Origin of the sequence: Mesorhizobium sp. C432A (genome assembly GCF_030323145.1) — a bacterium.
GTDB lineage: Bacteria > Pseudomonadota > Alphaproteobacteria > Rhizobiales > Rhizobiaceae > Mesorhizobium.
In genome coordinates this window covers 4,882,052-4,900,090 of the sequence record NZ_CP100470.1, presented here as the reverse complement: position 1 = coordinate 4,900,090, position 18,039 = coordinate 4,882,052, and the positions used below count along the sequence as shown (strand labels likewise).

Below are 18,039 nucleotides of genomic sequence, written 5' to 3'. Positions count from 1 at the left end.
GCGATGGAGCATGAAGCGGTGAAAGGGCAGCCCACCGGCGCCGCGGTCCGAAGAAGACGCGGCGGCAGTTCGAAGACATTCTGGCGCAAGATCCGCGAGCCGTTGGCGCAGTCGCGAATCGTCAAGAGCATGATCGTCAGCCTGCTCGCCCAGTTCGTCCGCCTGGTGCGCCTGACCAACCGGGTGGTCGAAGGCTCGGCTAAATTTTCAGGCGGCGACTACGCCGAATTCGAACCCGGCATCATCGCGCTCTGGCATGGCCAGCATCTGCTGACCCCAGCCTATTATCCCAAGGGACGGCCGCTGGTCGCCATGGTCTCGCGCAGCGCCGACGCCGAACTCAACGCGCTGATGATCGAAAAATTCGGCATCGAGGCGGTGCGCGGCTCCGGCGGGCGTGAAAGCACGAAGCATCTCGACAAGGGCGGCGCCAAGGCGCTCATCGCCCTGAAAAAGTCACTCGTGGCCGGCAAGAACGTCGCCATGATCGCCGACATTCCCCACGGCACGCCGCGCGACGCGGGGCTTGGTATCGTTCTGCTGGCACGCCTTTCCGGCCGGCCGATCATGCCTGCCGCCATCGCCACCAGCCGCCGCAAGGTGCTGGAAAGGAGCTGGGACAAGACCACCATCAACCTGCCGTTCGGCCGCTCCTCGATCGTCATCGGAACGCCGGTTTTCGTGCCGGCCAATGCCGACGAGGCCGAAATGGAGCGCAAGCGCCAGGAAGTCACGGCCGCGCTCAATGCCGCAACCGCCGAGGCCTATCGGCTCGTGGACGGCAGGCCATGAGCGTCGGCTGGGCGCGCGCCTTCCTGGCGGCCTACCGCCTTGCCGGTGCAGCCGCCTATCCGCTGATGGGTCCCTATGTCGCCTGGCGCACATCGCAGGGCAAGGAAGACCGCAGCCGCAGCCGTGAGCGCTACGGCGTTGCCGGGCGGCCGCGCCCCGAAGGGCCGGTGATCTGGATCCATGCGGCAAGCGTCGGCGAGACCCTTGCGGTCGTGCCGCTGGTGCAAAGCATCCTCGACTACGGTGTCAACATCGTGCTGACGACGGGAACAGTGACCTCGGCGCAGGTTGCCGACGAACGGCTGGGCGACCGCATCATCCACCAATATGTTCCGCTCGACCTGAAGCCGGCCGTCAGCCGCTTTCTCGATCACTGGCGGCCGGACCTGGCTATCATCGCCGAATCCGAGATATGGCCGATGACCATCCTCGAGCTCGGCGCCCGACACGTGCCGCAGGTGCTGGTCAACGGCCGGCTGTCCGACCGTTCGTTCAAATCCTGGAAGAAGCGCGCCAACATCGCCGAGGCGCTGTTCGAGAACCTCGCACACGTCGTTGCCCAGTCGGATGTCGACGGCGAACGGTTTCGCGCGCTTGGCGCCCGGCCGGTCACCGTGTCCGGCAACCTCAAGGTCGACACCTTGCCGCCCCCCGTCGACGAACGGGCGCTGGCGACGCTGAAGCGCCAGATCGCCGGCCGCCCGACCTGGGCGGCAATTTCGACCCATGACGGCGAGGAGGTGGTCGCGGCGGAAGTCCACGCCACGCTCTACAAGCGCCACCATGGCCTGCTGACGATCATCGTCCCGCGCCATCCCGACCGCGCCGAAGCCCTTGCGGCGCAGATTTCCGGCATGGGGCTGAAGCTGGCGCGGCGCAGCAAGGGCGACAGGATCACCGCCGACACCGATATCCTGCTCGGCGATACGATCGGCGAGATGGGGCTTTATCTCCGGCTGACGGAAATCGCCTTTGTCGGCCGCTCGCTGACCTCGGAAGGCGGCCAGAACCCGCTGGAGCCGGCCATGCTCGACACCGCCGTGCTTGCCGGCCGCAACGTCCAGAATTTCCGCGAAGCCTATCAGCGTCTGCTCGACAGCGGCGGCGCCAAGCTGGTGCGCGACCGCGACATGCTGGCCGGCGCCGTCAATTTCCTGTTGAGCAATGAAGTCGCGCGCCATGAGATGATGGCGGCCGGTGCCGCCACCGTCGACCAGATGCGCGGTGCGCTGGCGCACACGCTGAAATCGCTTGAGCCTTATATCCAGCCATTGATCGTCAAGTCGCGCCTGAAGGGCGCCGACGGGCGATAGGTGGCGTCCGAAGCACCACCTTTCTGGTGGGAAGCGCCGGACTGGCGGGTCTTTGCGCTGTCGCCGCTATCAGCGATTTATGGCATGGTCGCCGGCCGCCGTATGCACCGGGCGGTACGTGAAAAGATCGACGCACCAGTGCTTTGCGTCGGCAACTTCACCGTCGGCGGCAGCGGCAAGACGCCGGTCGCCATCGCGCTGGCCAAGCAGGCCAGGCGCATGCAGCTCAATCCCGGATTCCTGTCGCGCGGCCATGGCGGCTCGTTTGCGCAGCCGCATGTTGTCGATGCCAGTCACGACGCCGCCAAGCATGTCGGCGACGAGCCGCTGCTTCTGGCCGAGCATGCGCCGGTTGCGGTAAGCCCGAACCGCGCCGCCGGCGCCAAGCTGCTCATGGAAGCCCATGGCTGCGATTTCCTGATCATGGATGACGGTTTTCAGAGCGCGCGCATCCATATTGATTATGCGCTGGTCGTCGTCGACGCCCGCTACGGCATCGGCAATGGCCGCGTCATTCCGGGTGGGCCGCTGCGCGCCAACGTCGTCGACCAACTGGTGTTCACCGATGGGCTGTTGAAGATGGGCGAGGGCACCGCCGCCGACCAGGTCGTGCGCCAGGCGGCGCGCGCCGGCCGGCCGATCTTCGAGGCGCATGCTGAACCGGGCGGCAAGGAGCGGTTCGCCGGCCGGCGGTTCCTCGCCTTTGCCGGCATCGGTCACCCCGAAAAATTCTTCGAGACGCTGCGCGGCACGGGCGCGGAAGTGGCGCTGAGCCGGTCGTTTCCGGACCATCATTTTTATGCCCCTGACGAACTCGCCGAACTGGCGGCAACCGCGCGCCGTGAGGGACTGGGCCTCGTGACCACCGCCAAGGACGCAGCCCGGCTGCGCCATGGCGCAGCCTCGGCTGAATTCCTTGGTCAACTCGACGTGCTGGAGATAGACGCCACTTTCGAGCTCGACAATGTGCCGGAGCGGATCATCGATGAGACGCTGGATGCCTGGAGACAGCGCCGGCTGCGAGGGTAGGGCGCTCCCGCGTTGACACAGGATATTTCTCGCCGCTTATCACAATTATAAGTCAGACCGGCTTCAGCGCGGGGGGGGAATGGTTAGGTTGCGGGCACTCTTTGTGGGCTTTGTTCTTGTGGCGATGGCGAACCCATCTTCGGCGCAGGCACCCACCGCGACCGACAGCGAATTTCTGGTCTCGGTCACCGAAGCGGACGGTGCTACCCACGTTCGGCCCTCAAACATTGTACCGCTTATCCCCGATAGCGCCTGCTTTGAATGGCGCGTACGTCTGGCGCAAGGCGACAGACTGGTATCGGTCACCGAGGTGTTCGCGCTTCCCGCGGAGCCCAGGCAGTGGGGTGGTATCGACGGAAACGAATACAGCTTGAGCAAGCTATCGGGCGATCGAAGGGTCTCCGAGACCACCATGTTCTACAAACCGCAGGACGGATGGATCTCGCATGGGTGGTGCATGGCCGAGGGTGATCCGATCGGGCCGTATTCCATCAAAGTGCTTGTCGGAGATCGGCTTGTTCATAAATTCGACTTTTCGGTCGAAAACGCGCCGGCATCCTCAAAGCGATAGTCCTGCAGGCGTTCCAGGAAAATCAGATCGACGGTGAGCCTTGCTTTCCGGTGTGCCGATCTAGCCCCGGCTGCGCAGGTCCGGATGCATCTCGATCTCGCGGCGCAGCGAGGCGGCGGCGCTGACATAGGGCTCCTGCCTGGCGACGCTCCAATATTTGAGCTCGTCCAGCGGAATGCTCTCACCGGTCACAGCGCAGCGCACGAATGCGCCGGGGCTGGTGACCTGGAAGTCGCCGTCGAGATAGCGGATCCGGGCTTCCTTGCCGCCAGGGCCTTCGAAGCGGTTCATCATGGGTTGGTGCCAGAGTTCATGCTGATTTCATCGCCATAAATTGCCGGCAAGGTCAAGCTTGACGCAATGCTGAGGCGCTATTGTCGGCTCCAAACCATTCTTATGGGACCGGCATGGACATTTCATCCGCCCGCCTGACTGCGCTGCTGCGCGAGGCCATGATATTGGCAGCGGTGCCGTCGGCGAAGGCCGATCCGGCGAAAGCAGCACTTATAAAGGCGCTGGTGCAGCCGCCGACGCCATCCGGTGCGCCTTTGCAGCCGGCAGCGGCGCCGGCGCTGCAGGCGCTGTTGTCCGCAGCCGTCGCAAAGGGGCAGCAGACGGGTTCAGCCGAGATCCTGCAGGCCTATCTGGCGCTTGCCGAACCGGGTGACGCGGCGCCCGACGATTTCGGGCCGACAACGGCTGCGACAGGCAAGGCGACGCCAGCCAACGACGATGCACAGCGCGGTCTGCCGGTGCCGCCGGCCAGGGCCGATGATGGCGCTGCCGCAAAGCCGGCAGGACTGCCCTGGTTTGCGCTTCTCGCACCGGGGGTTTCGCCGCCGCGCCGCGCCTCCGCCACCGACGCGGCGGCGAAGCGGGGGCAGGCGATGTCTGGGTCGAATGACACGGTCCAGCCCGAAGGCCGGCAGCAGATGCGTGTCGGCCTGATGGCGCTGGCAGCCGGGTTTCTGGCCGTCGCCATTGTCGGGCTCGCCTTGCTGGTGCTTGGCTGAGCACCGAACGATCGCCGCTATCGCTCGGCTTCGAGGAAAGCTTCCATCTTGTCCATCGCCAGCCCCGCCTCGACAGCGATACGGCGTGAAAGTTCGGCGGCAGCCGTACGCGGCCGCCCCAGCGGCCGGTCCAGCCAGTACGACACCGGGTTCAGCGCCGTGCGCTCGTCGACGGCGACGATGCGGCCTGCCTCCAACTGGTGTCCGGTCAGCGGCGGCCGCGCCAGCGCGATGCCGAGCCCGTAAGCTGCGGCGTCGAGCACCAGATTGTAGTCCTCGAAGCGGCGATCCTGCGGGCGCGGGCGGTAGTCCATCCCTTGCGCGGCAAACCAGGCACGCCAACCCGAAGCGTCGGAATCGTTGATCAGTGGAAACCTCAGCAGCCGGGCCGGGTCGCCGCGGCCGATCTCGCGGGCAAGGCCGGGCGCGGCGACGGGAAAGACATGTTCCTCGAACAGCTTCACCGAGATGCGGCCCGGAATGCCCCCGCGGCCGCAGCGGACCGACAGGTCGATGCCTTCATCGGCAAGGTCGCCCTGGCGGATGTCGACGTCGAGCACGATGCGCAGCTTGGTTGGATTGTTCTCCAGCGCCGCCATGCGTGGCATCAGCCACAGCCCGCTGACGGAGGGTATCGAGGTCAGCCGCACCACGGCGGTGCCGCGCGGCTCGACCCAGCGGTCGGAATGGCTGGAGATCAGCGCAAAGGCTTCCGCCGTGCGCAGATGCAGGCGGTTGCCCTCGATGGTCAGCGAGACGCCGCGCGCGCCGCGGTCGAACACTTTCAAGCCCAGCCAGTCCTCCAGCTTGGCGATCTGCCGGCTGACGGCGCCGTGGGTGATGTTGAGCTTCTCGGCCGCGGCCGAAAAGCTCCCCGTTCGCGCCGCCGCATCGAAGGCGCGCAGGGTCTCGAGCGGCACCATTGTGTCTGAGCTGTGATCCATAGTCACAGGTGATCCTCGATTTGATCGTTTGTCAACGGCGCCGAAAAGGCGCTTTCTGCCTTTCAACACTCTGGGAACCCGAGGACAGGCAGATGAGCGCAACGACCAGCACGTCGAATCCGACACAGCGGATGGACACCACGGCGGCCATCGCCGTGGCCTTGACGGTGGTCGGCTGGGCCTCGGCCTTTCCCGCGATCCGTGCCGGCCTCGCCGCTTTCGGGCCGCTGGAACTCGGTGCGTTGCGCTTTGCCATTGCCGCGGTGCCGGCGGCGATCTTTCTTGCCGTCAAGCGCCCGGCGCTGCCGAGGCTCGACGAAGTGTGGCGCCTGGTCTTTGGCGGCGCCATCTTCGTCGCGCTCTACACTGTCATGCTCAATTTCGGCGAATTGACGGTTTCGGCGGGTGCCGCCGGTTTCATCATCAATGTCAGCCCGATCTTCACCGCCATCATGGCAATGGCATTGCTCGGCGAGCGCTTCTCAAGCTGGGCCTGGTTCGGCACGGCGATTTCTTTCGCCGGCATCGGCATCATCGCTGTGGCTGACGGCAATGGCTTGAGTTTCGACACCGGCGCGCTGCTGGTTCTTGGCTCCGCGCTGTGCTCGGCCGTCAACACGATCGTCCAGAAGCCGCTCTTTGCCCGCCATCACCCGCTGACCATTTCGGCCTCGAACATGATTCTTGGCGCTCTTTGCCTGGCACCCTTTCTGCCGAGCGGCTTTGCGCAGGCCGCGGTCGCCAACACGGCCGGTATCGGCGCCGTGATCTTTCTTGGCATCGTGCCCAGCCTGATCGCCTATGCCGCCTGGGCAACCGCACTGTCGCGTCTTCCGGCAGCGCGCGCGTCGAACTTCCTCTATCTGGTCTCGCCCATGTCAGCCCTGATCGGCTTCTTCTGGCTGGGCGAAGTGCCGACGCTACTTGGTATCCTCGGCGGCGCACTGGCGCTGGGCGGCGTGATCGTGGTGAATTTAAAGCGTTAAAACAAATGATTTGAGCTGTTTTCGGACTCAAACCGGGAACCGCATTCCATCAGAATGCAGACACCCAGAGGAAGGACAGCTGTGGTATGCTGCCTTCACTGGGGGACGGAATGGGAAGACTGTTCATATCGGCAATTTTTTGCGTTTTGCTGCTGACCGGGAAAGCCGCTGCGGGCTGGTATCAGGTCGAAAACTACGAAGGCTCCATCGGACCTAACCCCGTCCACCTATCGCTGCAGAGATATGACAGTTTCGGCAGCGGGATTACGGTCGAGGGGAGCTATTTCTACGACGCGAAGCAAAGCCCGATAGCGGTGTACGGCAAGATCAGTGGCACCAGCCTCTTCCTTTGCGAGATTGCGGACGACAGGGAGTTCGACAGGTTGCTGGTCATGGGATCGAAAACGCCCGTTGGCACCGCCGGATGTCCGTTTTCTCTTGACCTTGGCGAAAGCGGCGCAACAGGGACTTGGAGCAAGGGCTCGGACAAGTTCCCGATCACGCTGAAGAAGGTCGCAAGCCTCGACGATACCAGTGAGGCGAAGGTTGACGGCACCGTCGAGATTCCCTTCTGGGCGCAGACAGCCACCCACAGATTTGCCGGGGTCTACGAGAAAGCGGGCTTTCTCGTCTGCATGAATAAGCTGCGGGTCATCGATAAGAAGAAAAAGAAGGTCGTTCAGGAGATCGCTTTCGATGACGACGATTGTGATGCCGGCATGCTGATGACTCCCATCTACATGAATGTTCAAAAACAGGTTGGGAGAAGCTTCGAGATAATCTCCGTGAATTTTCGCGGCGGTAGCGCCGGTTACTCAAGGGATTACGTTTTCTCTCATAGGTTCAAGGATTATCGCCTGTTGGTGAATTGAGCGTGTGCCCTGACCTGGCTTGTGCTCACCGCCGCCCAAACAGCCGCTCTATATCGGCGAGCTTGAGTTCGATATAGGTCGGGCGGCCGTGGTTGCAGGTGCCGGAGCCCGGCGTTGCTTCCATCTGGCGCAGCAGCGCGTTCATCTCCTCAGGCTTGAGCAGGCGGCCGGAGCGGACCGAGCCGTGGCAGGCCATGGTGGCGGCGATCTTGTCCAGTCGTTCCTTCAGCGTCTCGATCGTGTCGTTGTCGGCGATCTCGTCGGCAAGATCACGCACCAATTGCTGGACATTGGTTTCGCCGAGCATCGACGGCGTCTCGCGCACCGCCACCGCGCCGGGACCGAAACGCTCAATGCCGAGGCCGAACCGGGCCAGCGTTTCGGAATGCATGGCCAGCCGCTCGGCGTCCTCCTCCGGCAGGTCGACGATCTCCGGCAGAAGCAGCATCTGCGAGGGCACCGCGCGCGAGTGCAGGGCATTCTTCAGCGCCTCGTAGACCAGCCGCTCATGCGCCGCGTGCTGGTCGACGATGACAAGCGAATCCCTGGTCTGGGCGACGATGTAGTTCTCGTGGACCTGCGCGCGGGCGGCGCCCAGCGCGGTGCCGAGCAGCGTCTCGGCCGGCTCGGCTAAGCCGGCACGCGCATCGGCGCTGGCGAGCGGACCGGCGTCGAATGCAGCCTGGTCGTTTTCGCGGAAGCCGGCGCCGTCAAATCCCATATCCAGCGGCCGCTGTGGCGAGCGGTCAAAGCCCGAAAAGCCCGAGGCCCGGTAGGCCGCGTCAAAACTGCGATGACCGTTGGCAGGACCCGCATGGGCGTAGGAGGCGGCTCCCGGCCGGAACGCCGCCACCATCCCGGCGGCCCCGCTGGTGGCGGCTCGGATGCCGGCATTGGCCAGAGCCTCGCGGATGGCGCCGACGATCAGCCCGCGCACCAGGCCGGGGTCGCGAAAGCGCACATCGGCCTTGGCCGGGTGGACGTTGACGTCGACGGTCGCCGGATCGAGCGTCAGGAACAGCACGGTCACCGCGTGCCGGTCGCGCGGCAGCACATCGGCGAAAGCGCCGCGAATGGCGCCGGCAATCAGCTTGTCGCGCACCGGACGGCCGTTGACATAGGCATATTGCTGCAGCGCGTTGGCGCGGGTGAAGGACGGGATCGAGACGTGGCCGGTCAGGTGCACGCCGTCCCGGCTGGCGTCGATAGCGATGGAATTGTCGGGAAACTCGGCGCCCATCACCTGGGCGACGCGGCGCAGGCTGCCCTCGGTACTGTCATCGGTCGCCGGCAATTCCAGCGTCGAGCGGTCCGAGCCGGCCAGCGTGAAGCGCACGGCGGGGAAGGCGATGGCGATGCGCTTGACCACGTCGCTGGTGGCCGAGCTTTCGGCCCGCTCGCCCTTCATGAATTTGAGCCGCGCCGGCGTGGCAAAGAACAGGTCGCGCACCTCGACCGTTGTGCCGCGATTGGCCGCCGCCGGTTTGACCGCCGAAACGCGGCCGCCTTCGATGGCGATCTCGGCGGCAGCGTCGCCTGCGGTCGTGCGCGAACGGATCGACAGCCGCGCCACCGAACCGATCGACGGCAGCGCCTCGCCACGGAAGCCGAGCGAGCCGATATCATGAATGTTGTCGGCAAGTTTCGAGGTGCAGTGGCGCGCAATGGCCAGCGCCAGTTCCTGTTCGGGGATACCGGAGCCGTCATCGGTGACGCGGATCAGGTTCAGCCCGCCGCCGGCAGTGACGACCTCGACGCGGGAGGCGCCGGCGTCGAGCGCGTTTTCGACCAGTTCCTTCACCACGCTCGCCGGACGCTCGATGACTTCGCCGGCGGCGATCTGGTTGATCATCGTTTCGGAAAGCTGGCGAATGGGCATGGGGGTATTATAGGCGGATTCGAAGGGTGTGCGGAAGGCTTCAATGAATGCCGGACATTGGAGACGCCAGCGGGACAGCACCCCCCTCTGGCCTGCCGGCCATCTCCCCCGCAAGGAGGGAGATCAGATGTCACGACGGCTTTCGCCAATCTTCAATGCTTGAAGGGTGACGCGACATATGAACTGCCAATCTCCCCCCTTGCGGGGGAGATGTCCGGCAGGACAGAGGGGGGTGTGAAGGAACTCCGCGATAGTGACTACGCTGCAACCGATTTCAAGCCTGCGCCGCCAGCCAGTCCCTGACTTTCCGTGCATTCTCGCTCAACTCCCGGTTCTTCGGCCAAACCACATAGAACGCCTTGCCGGTTCTCAGCACATGGTCGGTCACCGGCACCAGCAGCCCCGACGCCAGGAGCCGTTCGGCCAGATGCCGCCAGCCGAGCGCTATGCCCTGGCCCTCCATGACGCCCTGGATCACGAGGCCGTAATCGTTGATGCGCAGGCCGCGCGCGGTGTTGTCGAGCCTGCCGCCCGCAGACTGGAACCATTCGTCCCAGCTAGCCGCCTCGCGGTAGGGCTCCTCGAGGTGGATCAGGCGATGCGTCGCCAGCTCCGCGACGCTCCTTGGCATGCCGAATTTCGCGAGATAGCTGGCGCCAACCACCGGAAAAATCTCCTCGTCGGCCAGCGGCAGCGAATGATAATCGGCCCAGTCGCGCGGTTCGCCGCCGCGAACGGCGAGCGGGATGCCCTCGGCGATGATGTCGAGATCACGGTCGGCGGTCTGGATGCGCAAGTCGATGCCCGGCAGTTCGTCGCGGAACTGCTGCAGGCGCGGCATCATCCAGAACGAGCCGAAGGCGGTCGACGCCGCCAGCGTGACATGGCCGCCGCTCGCCTGCAGGCGCAGATCCTCGGCCGATTTGCGGATATGCGACAGACCGAGCGAGACGTCGGCATGGAAGCGTTCGCCCGCTTCTGTCAGGACGACCTGGCGGTGGCGGCGCTGGAACAGCTGCGCGCTAAGCTGTTCCTCCAACCCGCGCACCGCATAAGAGACGGCGGCCTGCGTCATGCCGAGCTCGCGCCCGGCAGCGGTGAAGCTCGACAGCCGGCCCGCCGCCTCGAAGACGATCAGGCTGCCGGCCGAGGGCAGGAGGTGGCGCAGGCTTCGCATAAGCTGAGCTTATACAAGAGATCAGGATTTTCCAGCATCACATCCATATTTCCTCTCGCTAACTTGGTTGGACGGAATGAGGAGGCTCCATGAACGCACCGGCCACTGAACTGACCGAGCAAACCCACCGCCGCGGCGGCGGTCGCCTCGGACGCAAGGCGCTGAGGAGCGCCCCCGTCACCTCGTTCCCGACGCTGGTCCGCGAGATCCCCACCTACCAGATGGTCCCGGACGAGGCGGTGGAACTGATCCACCAGGAGTCACTCGCCATCCTCGAAGAGGTCGGTTGCGAGTTCCGCGACGACGAGGCGATCGCCATGTGGAAGGCGGCGGGCGCCGACGTGTCCGAGACACGCGTCCGCATCGACCGCGGCCTGCTGATGGAACTGGTCGCGAAGGTTCCGTCCGAATTCACCCTCAATGCGCGTAATCCCGAGCGCACCGTGCGCGTCGGCGGCAAGAACTCCATCTTCGCGCCGATGTATGGCGCGCCTTACGTGCGCGACCTCGACAACAACCGGCGCTATGGCACGCTCGAAGACCTCAACAATTTCCACAAGCTCGCCTACATGGCGCCGGCGCTGCATTCGTCGAGTTCGATCATCTGCGAGCCGATGGAGATCGCGGTGCCGAAACGGCATCTCCACATCATCCATTCGGCGCTGAAGCACTCCGACAAGCCGTTCATGGGCATCGTTACTTCCAAAGACCGCGCCGAAGACACGATGGCGATGGCGGGCATCGTCTTTGGCGAAGATTTCGTTCGCGACAACCCGGTGCTGGTGTCCATTACCAACTGCAACTCGCCGCTGGTGTGGGACGCCACCATGCTGGACGCGATGAAGGTCTATGCGCGCAGCAATCAGCCGCTGATCCTGGCTCCCTTTGCGCTGTGCGGCGCATCGACTTCGGCCTCGGCCGTCGGCGCGGTGGCGCAGGTCAATGCCGAAGCATTGGCCGGCGTCGCTTTCACCCAACTGCTGCGCCCGGGTTCGCCGCAAATCTACGGCCAGTTCATGGTGACGGTCGACATGAAGACCGGCGCGCCGATGGGCGGCACGCCGGAAGCCGCCCAGATGATGTATCTGATGGGCGCGCTGGCGCGGAAATACAAACTGCCCTGGCGAACCTCCGGCTTCCATGTCGGCTCCAAGCTCAACGACGCCCAGGCCGGCTATGAATCCAACATGCTGATGCATGCCGCCATCCTCGCCGGCGCCAATTACATCTGGCACTCCGCCGGCTGGTTGGAGGCCGGGCTGACATGCGGCTATTCGAAATTCGCCACCGACTGCGAGCAGCTTGTCGGCTGGTACAAATATGCCGGCGGCCTGCCGTTCGACGATTTCAAGGAGGCCATGGCGGCGATCCGCGAAGTCGGGCCGCAGGGCCATTTCCTCGGCACCCAGCACACGCTCGATCATTACGAGTCGGCATTCTTCATGCCCACCATCATGGATTTCAACTCCTACGAACAATGGAAGGCTGGAGGGGCGAAGGACCACGACACGCGCGGCCGCGAGAAAGCCCGCAACATGCTGGCCGACTATGAAGAGCCGAAACTCGATGAGGGCATTGCCGAGGGCCTCAGGGACTTTATCGCGCAGCGCGAAGAGAGGCTGCCCGACAGCGTTAGCTAAGAGAACGACGAATGAGTTGATAACGGGCGAAGACCCGATGGGAACCGCAAGGGAGAAAGACATGACAGTTTTCAAAAGCAATGGCGATCGCGTGCCAACGGCCATCGACGCGATGGCGCAAGAGACGCGTGCTGGCCGTATGGACCGGCGCGAGTTTCTTGCATTGGCAAGTGCGTTCGGCGCATCGACGGCGCTGGCCTACGGCATGATCGGCCTTGCCGCGCCGGGACAGGCTTTTGCCGAGGAGCCGAAGAAGGGCGGCACGCTGCACATATCGATGTCGGTCAAGGCCCAAAAAGATCCGCGCACCTATGATTGGGTGGAACTCGCCAACATCTCGCGCTGCTGGCTGGAGCCGCTGGTCCGCTACACCAGGGAATTCACCTTCGAGCCAGTGCTGCTCGAAAGCTGGGACATCAATGACGACGCCACGGAATACACGTTGCATGTGCGCAAGGGCATCACCTGGAACAATGGCGATGCTTTCAACGCGGATGACGTGGTCTTCAATGTTACCCGCTGGTGCGAGAAGAAGGTCGCCGGCAACTCCATGGCCGCTCGCGTCGGCGGGCTGATCGACGAAAAGTCGGGCAAGGCCAGGGAAGGCGCGATCGCCAAGGTCGACGACAATACGGTCAAGCTGACGCTCAGCGCGCCCGACATTTCGCTGATCCCGAACCTCACCGATTATCCCGCGCTCGTCGTCCACCGCAATTTCGACGCCGACGGCGCCGACCCGGTCAAGAAGCCGATCGGCACGGGCCCGTTCGAACTGGTCTCCTACGATGTCGGCCAGAAGGCGGTGGTCAAGCGTCGTGAAAACGGCAAGTGGTGGGGTGGTGAAGCGCCGCTCGACAGCGTCGAGTTCATCGACTACGGCACCGACTTCAACGCTTCGATCAACGCCTTCGAATCCGGCGAGATAGACCTCAATTTCGAGACGCCGGCCGACTTCATCGACATCCTGGATAAGATGGGGCTGGAGAAGTCCGAGGTTGCGACGGCAACCACGCTGGTTGCCCGCACGAACGTTACCCACCAGCCCTATGACGACCAGCGGGTGCGCAACGCGCTGCAGATGGCGGTCGACAACAATGCGGTGCTGGAACTCGGCTATGCCGGGCGAGGGGCGGTCGGTGAAAACCACCATGTCAGCCCTATCCATCCTGAATATTTCGCGCTGCCCAAGAAGACGCGCGACGCGGCCGGCGCCAAGAAACTGATGGCCGACGCTGGGCAGGCCGATTTCGAGCACGAGCTGATCACCGTCGAGGACGATTGGCAGAAGAACACCGGCGACGCGATTGCCGGCCAACTGCGCGACGCCGGCATCAAGGTCAAGCGCACGGTGCTGCCGGGCTCGACCTTCTGGAACGACTGGACGAAATATCCCTATTCGATGACCATCTGGTACATGCGCCCGCTTGGCGTCCAGGTCCTGGCGCTTGGTTATCGCACCGGCGAGGCCTGGAATGAATCGGCCTATTCCAACCCGGACTTCGACGCCAAGCTGAAGCAGGCGCTGTCGCTGATCGATGTGGAGAAGCGGCGTGAGGTGATGAAGGATGTCGAGCAGATCCTGCAGGATTCCGGCGTCATCATTCAACCCTTCTGGCAGAAGCTCTACAGCCACATGAACAAGAAGGTGAAGAACTACGGCGTCCACCAGACCTTCGAGATGGACCTGCAGAACGTCTGGCTTGATGGCTGAGACGGTGCAGCCGGGGCTTCATGAGCCGCAAAAAAACCGATATGCAGGATGTCTGGTATTGCACCTTGCCGCCAAACGTCCGGAGATCCTGCATGAAACCGATAGTGCTTGCCGCTGTCTTTTCGATTGCCTTGCCAGCGACAGTGCTGGCCGGGCCGGCTTCCAACGCGGTGAAGTTCTTTTATCTGCCCGAGGTGAAATTCGAGGGAGATGCAAAGTACCGCGACCGCTTCACCGAGCCGGTGACCAAGCTGTTCGATCTCAACGACCAGGCCACGAAGAACAAGCCCGACGAAGTCGCCTGCCTCGACTTCGATCCCGGCCTCGACGCGCAGGATTTCGACCAGACGTCGATTACCAAGACATTGAAGCTGGCCGAGACCGTCAATGGCGATACGGCCGAAGTCACCGCCACCTTCAGCCTTTTTGCGGAAGGCGATGATTCCAAACGCGAAATGCTGTGGTCGCTGAAGAAAATCGACGGCAAATGGAAGGTCGCCGACATCACCTCCAAGACCAGCAACTGGACGCTAAGCGCGCTGGAATGCATGCCCGACAAAGCGCCGGAGTGATCCCGTGCTCCGCCGTCTTGCCTTGGCGCTGTCGCCCATGTGCGTGCTGTCGGTGGGTATGAGCGCAGCCGCAGCACAAGGCCTGTTGGGCCCGCCGCCAGCCAATGCGCCGGCCGTGACGGCACCGGCCGGCGCAGCACCGCCCGCAAATCCACCCGGGACAGCGGTGGAACCGGCGACACCGCCGGTTGGGTGGCCGCCGGCCGACGCCCCACCGGCCGCACCCATTCTGCCGGGATCCCCGACGGCGGTGGTGCGGCCATTTTACGATCAGGTGGGACTGGAGATCGATCCGGCGCAGCGCAGCCACTTCATCGACCCGGCAAAAACCGTTCTCGACAAGAGCGACGCGTTGCGCACATCCGGGCAGGGAGAATGTCTCGACCCCAACATGGCGCTCGACAATGCCGACTATGACAAGACCGAGATCGATAAGAGCCTGAAGACACTCGAAGCGATCAATGGCGACCAGGCCAAGGTCATTGTCGCCTTCGTCGTCGCCGGCAACCCGCATCGCCTTGAATGGAAATTCAGGAAAGTCGACGGCGACTGGAAGATATCCGATCTGCTTTCGGTGACCGGTGAATGGGCGCTCAGCCAGTACCAGTGCGAATAATGTTGATTGAGGATCAGCGCCTGCGATCCTTCGCGCCCCCCTCTGTCCTGCCGGACATCTCCCCCACACGGGGGGAGATCAGCAGTTCCAGCGTCTCGCCCGCTCCGCATCATTTGAGATTAGCTAAAGCCTATGTGGCGGCCAATCTCCCCCCGTGTTGGGGAGATGTCCGGCAGGACAGAGGGGGCGCTGTCCCGCTAAAGTTCCGCAAAATAGCTTCAGCCCCTTCCGCGATAGGGGGCAACGCCGGTGTCGGGCAACCAGGCGCCTTCGGGCGGAGCGCCGGTCTGCCAGAAGACATCGATCGGAATGCCGCCGCGCGGATACCAATAGCCGCCTATGCGCAACCACAGCGGCTTCGTTGCCGCCACAATGCGGCGGCCGATCATCACCGTGCAGTCTTCATGGAAAGCGCCATGGTTGCGAAACGAGGTCATGAACAGTTTGAGCGACTTCGATTCCACGAGCGTGGCATCGGGTGCGTAGTCGATGACGATATGAGCGAAATCCGGCTGTCCGGTTACCGGGCAGAGCGAGGTGAATTCCGGGCAGGTGAAGCGCACGATCGCCGGCGGTCCGTCGCCGCGCTGGAACGGCACGGTCTCCAGGACCGCGGTCTCCGGGCTCTGTGGCGTCTCGACGTGGGCGCCGAGCTGGGTGAGGGTTTTGGTATCGATCATCGCGGTTTTCCTGGGGATTTTCCGCGCTCATTAGCACCGGACCGAAAAGTGTGCAGCGATTTTCGAATAAATTCGATGCTCAAGACAAGAACTGGAGCAGCACGCGCTGCTCCGACACAAATTGGAATGGCAGGAAGATGATGACCAGCAACGACCCGCTTCTCCAGCCTTACCAGCTCAAACACCTGACGCTGAAGAACAGGGTGATGTCGACCAGCCACGAGCCGGCCTATTCCGAGGACGGCATGCCGAAACAGCGCTACCGGCTCTACCACGCCGAAAAGGCCAAGGGCGGCATGGCGCTGACCATGACGGCGGGCTCGGCCATCGTCTCGCGCGACAGCCCGGCCGCCTTTGGCAATCTGCATGTCTATGACGACCGCATCGTGCCGTGGCTGGCCGAACTGGCGGACGCCTGCCACGAGCATGACTGCAAGGTGATGATCCAGATCACCCATCTTGGTCGCCGCACCGGCTGGAACAAGGCCGACTGGCTGCCGGTGCTGTCGGCCTCGCCGGTGCGTGAGCCGGCGCACCGCGCGTTCCCGAAAACTATCGAGGACTGGGACATCGAGCGCATCGTCGCCGACTATGCGTCCGCTGCGCAGCGCTGCCAGGCGGCCGGCCTCGACGGCATCGAGTTCGAATCGTACGGCCATCTGATGGACGGGTTCTGGTCGCCGGCCACAAACCATCGCGACGACGAGTTCGGCGGTTCGCTCGACAACCGGCTGCGCTTCACCGACATGGTGCTGGATGCCGTGCGGGCTGCCGTCGGTGAGAAGTTCATCGTCGGCATTCGCATGGTCGCCGATGAGGACTTTGACAAAGGCCTGTCGAAGGCCGAGGGCGTCGAGATCGCGAGACGGCTAGCCAATTCTGGCAAGGTCGATTTCCTGAACATCATCCGCGGCTCGATCGAAAGCGACGCGGCGCTCACCAAGGTTATCCCGGTGACCGGCATGCGCTCTTCGCCGCATCTCGATTTCGCCGGCGAGGTGAGGGCGGCAACGAAGTTCCCGACCTTCCATGCGGCGCGGATTTCCGATGTCGCCACGGCGCGCCACGCCATCGCGACCGGCAAGCTCGATATGGTCGGCATGACCCGCGCCCATATCGCCGACCCGCACATCATCAAGAAGGTCATGGAAGGTCGCGAGCACGAGATCCGGCCTTGCGTCGGCGCCACCTATTGCCTCGATCGTATCTATGAAGGCGGCGAGGCGCTGTGCGTCCACAATGCCGCGACCGGCCGCGAGGCCGAGATTCCGCATATCATCCTGAAGACCGAAGGGCCCAGGCGGAACGTCGTTGTCGTTGGCGCTGGCGCTGGCGGGCTCGAGGCAGCTCGCGTGATGGCCGAACGCGGCCATCATGTCACGGTGCTTGAAGCCTCCGGTCAGGCCGGCGGCCAGGTTCGGCTGGCGACGCAGAACCCGCGCCGCAAGGAGTTGATCGGCATCATCGACTGGCGGCTGGCCGAACTCGACCGGCTCGGCGTCGGGATCCGCTACGACACCTGGGCCGAGCAGGACGAAGTGCTGGCGCTGTCGCCCGACGTGGTGGTGATCGCCACCGGCGGCCTGCCACAGAACCCGCCGCTGACATCAGGCGACAATCTCGTCACGTCGAGTTGGGACATCATGGCCGGCAGCATCAAGCCGGCGGAGAACGTGCTGCTCTTCGACGACAATGGTGGCCACCAGGGCATGGGCGCGGCGGAGCTGATCGCCAATGCAGGGTCAAAACTGGAGCTGGTTTCGCCGGAGCGCTTCTTCGCCCCCGAAATGGGCGGCATGAACCACGTGCCCTATATGCGCGCCTTCCAGGAGAAGGGCGTCACCATCACCATCAACACCAGGCTGCGCTCGGTACGGCGCGAGGGCAACCAGCTGGTCGCCGAACTCGCCTCCGACTTTGCCGATGGCTGGCGTGGCGAAAGGCGGGTCGACCAGGTGGTGGTCGAGCACGGCACGGCGCCGCTCGACGATCTCTATCTCCAGCTGAAACCGCTGTCGAAGAATGGTGGCGCGGTCGACTATGAGCGGCTGGTCGGCGGCGGCGATATTTTTCCTTCACGCAATCCCGAAGGCGGCTTCGTGCTGTTGCGCATCGGCGATGCGGTCGCCTCGCGCAACATCCATGCCGCCATCTATGACGGCATCAGGTTCGGCTTGCGGGTTTGAGGCTACAAGCCGGCCTACGGCTTGTTCCAAAGCTCGATCTCACCCTTCCGGCGGGCGC

The 18,039-nt window shown here is 63.9% G+C and carries 17 protein-coding genes; 12 read left to right on the top strand and 5 right to left on the bottom strand.

Going from position 1 to position 18,039, the window contains the following annotated elements:
- Window positions 1-3: 3 nt before the first annotated feature.
- The 4 genes from NLY33_RS24010 (at window position 4) to NLY33_RS23995 (ending at window position 3,705) form a co-directional block, all read left to right on the top strand.
- Window positions 4-792, top strand: coding sequence for a lysophospholipid acyltransferase family protein (locus NLY33_RS24010; protein WP_023682942.1), 789 nt, complete (start codon window positions 4-6; stop codon window positions 790-792).
- On the top strand, window positions 789-2,105 hold the full coding sequence (waaA, locus tag NLY33_RS24005; protein WP_023671577.1) for a lipid IV(A) 3-deoxy-D-manno-octulosonic acid transferase: 1,317 nt from the start codon (window positions 789-791) through the stop codon (window positions 2,103-2,105). The genes NLY33_RS24010 and waaA overlap by 4 nt, the downstream gene beginning before the upstream one ends.
- The gene (gene lpxK, locus NLY33_RS24000) at window positions 2,106-3,134 is read left to right on the top strand and encodes a tetraacyldisaccharide 4'-kinase (RefSeq protein ID WP_023705757.1); all 1,029 of its coding nucleotides are present in this window, start codon (window positions 2,106-2,108) and stop codon (window positions 3,132-3,134) included.
- An 88-nt stretch (window positions 3,135-3,222) separates the two neighbouring features.
- Complete coding sequence (locus NLY33_RS23995) at window positions 3,223-3,705, top strand: PM0630 family protein (protein ID WP_156932620.1); 483 nt, start codon at window positions 3,223-3,225, stop codon at window positions 3,703-3,705.
- Between the two features lie 60 nt (window positions 3,706-3,765).
- Here the strand turns inward: NLY33_RS23995 and NLY33_RS23990 are convergent, their stop codons facing one another.
- Window positions 3,766-3,999, bottom strand: a complete 234-nt coding sequence (locus NLY33_RS23990; RefSeq protein WP_023694434.1) for a DUF2093 domain-containing protein — start codon at window positions 3,997-3,999, stop codon at window positions 3,766-3,768.
- 113 nt (window positions 4,000-4,112) lie between these two features.
- Between NLY33_RS23990 and NLY33_RS23985 the strand changes: the two genes are divergently transcribed.
- Complete coding sequence (locus NLY33_RS23985) at window positions 4,113-4,718, top strand: hypothetical protein (protein WP_023671581.1); 606 nt, start codon at window positions 4,113-4,115, stop codon at window positions 4,716-4,718.
- Window positions 4,719-4,735: 17 nt separating this feature from the next.
- Here NLY33_RS23985 and NLY33_RS23980 read toward each other — a convergent pair whose 3' ends face one another.
- Window positions 4,736-5,662: a LysR family transcriptional regulator gene (locus NLY33_RS23980; RefSeq protein WP_023705759.1), complete on the bottom strand. Its 927-nt coding sequence runs from the start codon at window positions 5,660-5,662 to the stop codon at window positions 4,736-4,738.
- Window positions 5,663-5,754: 92 nt separating this feature from the next.
- Here NLY33_RS23980 and NLY33_RS23975 point away from each other — a divergent pair, with 92 nt between their 5' ends.
- Window positions 5,755-6,648, top strand: a complete 894-nt coding sequence (locus tag NLY33_RS23975) for a DMT family transporter (protein ID WP_023671583.1) — start codon at window positions 5,755-5,757, stop codon at window positions 6,646-6,648.
- 110 nt (window positions 6,649-6,758) lie between these two features.
- The gene (locus tag NLY33_RS23970; protein WP_050593853.1) at window positions 6,759-7,520 is read left to right on the top strand and encodes a hypothetical protein; all 762 of its coding nucleotides are present in this window, start codon (window positions 6,759-6,761) and stop codon (window positions 7,518-7,520) included.
- Window positions 7,521-7,545: 25 nt separating this feature from the next.
- Here the strand turns inward: NLY33_RS23970 and mutL are convergent, their stop codons facing one another.
- The gene (mutL, locus tag NLY33_RS23965) at window positions 7,546-9,399 is read right to left on the bottom strand and encodes a DNA mismatch repair endonuclease MutL (protein WP_023705761.1); all 1,854 of its coding nucleotides are present in this window, start codon (window positions 9,397-9,399) and stop codon (window positions 7,546-7,548) included.
- A 274-nt stretch (window positions 9,400-9,673) separates the two neighbouring features.
- Complete coding sequence (locus NLY33_RS23960) at window positions 9,674-10,576, bottom strand: LysR substrate-binding domain-containing protein (protein WP_023671586.1); 903 nt, start codon at window positions 10,574-10,576, stop codon at window positions 9,674-9,676.
- Window positions 10,577-10,665: 89 nt separating this feature from the next.
- Here NLY33_RS23960 and NLY33_RS23955 point away from each other — a divergent pair, with 89 nt between their 5' ends.
- The 4 genes from NLY33_RS23955 to NLY33_RS23940 all read left to right on the top strand — a co-directional run bounded on the left by NLY33_RS23955 (window position 10,666) and on the right by NLY33_RS23940 (window position 15,115).
- Window positions 10,666-12,216: a trimethylamine methyltransferase family protein gene (locus NLY33_RS23955; protein WP_023694427.1), complete on the top strand. Its 1,551-nt coding sequence runs from the start codon at window positions 10,666-10,668 to the stop codon at window positions 12,214-12,216.
- A 61-nt stretch (window positions 12,217-12,277) separates the two neighbouring features.
- Window positions 12,278-13,927 (top strand): ABC transporter substrate-binding protein, encoded by a 1,650-nt coding sequence (locus NLY33_RS23950; protein ID WP_023705762.1) that lies wholly within the window; start codon window positions 12,278-12,280, stop codon window positions 13,925-13,927.
- Window positions 13,928-14,019: 92 nt separating this feature from the next.
- The gene (locus NLY33_RS23945) at window positions 14,020-14,499 is read left to right on the top strand and encodes a DUF3828 domain-containing protein (protein ID WP_023705763.1); all 480 of its coding nucleotides are present in this window, start codon (window positions 14,020-14,022) and stop codon (window positions 14,497-14,499) included.
- Window positions 14,500-14,503: 4 nt separating this feature from the next.
- Window positions 14,504-15,115 (top strand): hypothetical protein, encoded by a 612-nt coding sequence (locus NLY33_RS23940; protein WP_023682932.1) that lies wholly within the window; start codon window positions 14,504-14,506, stop codon window positions 15,113-15,115.
- 218 nt (window positions 15,116-15,333) lie between these two features.
- On the opposite strand, the gene queF is transcribed toward NLY33_RS23940, so the two are convergent.
- Entirely contained in the window at window positions 15,334-15,795 is a 462-nt protein-coding gene (gene queF / locus NLY33_RS23935) for a preQ(1) synthase (RefSeq protein ID WP_023682931.1), read from the bottom strand.
- A gap of 140 nt (window positions 15,796-15,935) precedes the next feature.
- On the opposite strand from queF, the gene NLY33_RS23930 reads away from it, so the two are divergent.
- Window positions 15,936-17,981, top strand: a complete 2,046-nt coding sequence (locus NLY33_RS23930) for an oxidoreductase (RefSeq protein WP_023705764.1) — start codon at window positions 15,936-15,938, stop codon at window positions 17,979-17,981.
- Window positions 17,982-18,039: the final 58 nt, after the last annotated feature.